Origin of the sequence: Pseudoroseomonas cervicalis ATCC 49957 (assembly GCF_000164635.1) — a bacterium.
GTDB classification, from domain to species: Bacteria; Pseudomonadota; Alphaproteobacteria; order Acetobacterales; family Acetobacteraceae; genus Pseudoroseomonas; species Pseudoroseomonas cervicalis.
The window spans coordinates 277,879-278,857 of record NZ_GG770781.1; the positions used below are offsets into that span (position 1 = coordinate 277,879).

The following is a 979-nucleotide window of genomic DNA, read 5'->3' on the forward strand; positions in this document are numbered from 1 at the left end:
CGCCGCCCATGCGGCGCGGCAGGACGAGGCGGCCATGCTGGCGCGCTACCGCGACCTGCTGCGCGCCCTGCCCGGCCTGGCCGAGGCCGGTTCCGCCCCCGCCGGAAGCCCGCTATGACACCGCCGGGACAGCGGGCGGCGGAGGCGGGCGGGGTGCGGAGCGTGGCGGGGCCGGAACTGGCCATCATCATCCCCGTCCACCGCCAGCCCGGCCTGCTGGCCGAGGCGCTGGAGGATGCGCTGGCGCAGCAGGGCGCGCCGCGCCACGCCATCATCGTCGTCGATGATGGCTGCCCGCTGCCGGAGACCGCCGCGATCGCGCTGTCCTACGCGCGGCGCCATCCCGGCCGCGTCGTGCTGCTGCGCCGGCCGAATGGCGGGCTGCCGGCGGCGCGCAACAGCGGCATCGACTTCGCGCTGCGCGCCTGGCCGGATTGCCGCGCCCTGCTGATGCTGGACGCCGACAACCGGCTGCGCCCGCATTTCCTGGCGCGCGCCGCGGCGGCGCTGGACGCGGCGCCGGAGCAGGTCGGCTGGGTCTATCCCGATCTCGACAGCTTCGGCCTGCCACAGCACTACGCGCTGGATGGCGAATACTCCGCCTTCCTGCACCTGCACGAGAACTTCTGTGATGCCGGCAGCCTGATCGCCCGCCGCGTCTTCGAGCGCGGCCTGCGCTTCGACGAGCGGCTGCGCGAGGGGTTCGAGGATTGGGAGTTCTGGCTGCGCGCCGGCCGCGCGGGCTTCCGCGGCCAGCATCTGCCGGAGGCCGGCTTCCTCTACCGCAAGCGCCCCGAGAGCATGCTGGCGCATGCCGAGCGGGCGCGCGGCGCCATCCTGGGCGGCATCCGGCTGGAGAGCCGCGCGGCGCTCTCCGCCCGCGCGCTGCAACGGCTGGAGGCGGAGGAGCTGCCGCGCTTCGCGCTGACCGTGGCGGGCGAGGCGGAGGCGCGCCGCGTCACCGACCCGCTGCACCCGC

At 75.9% G+C, this 979-nt stretch carries 1 protein-coding gene; it reads left to right on the forward strand.

Annotated elements, in window-relative coordinates:
- Positions 1-114: 114 nt before the first annotated feature.
- A partial coding sequence (locus HMPREF0731_RS16315) for a glycosyltransferase family 2 protein (RefSeq protein WP_007005279.1) occupies positions 115-979 on the forward strand: 865 nt, incomplete at its 3' end.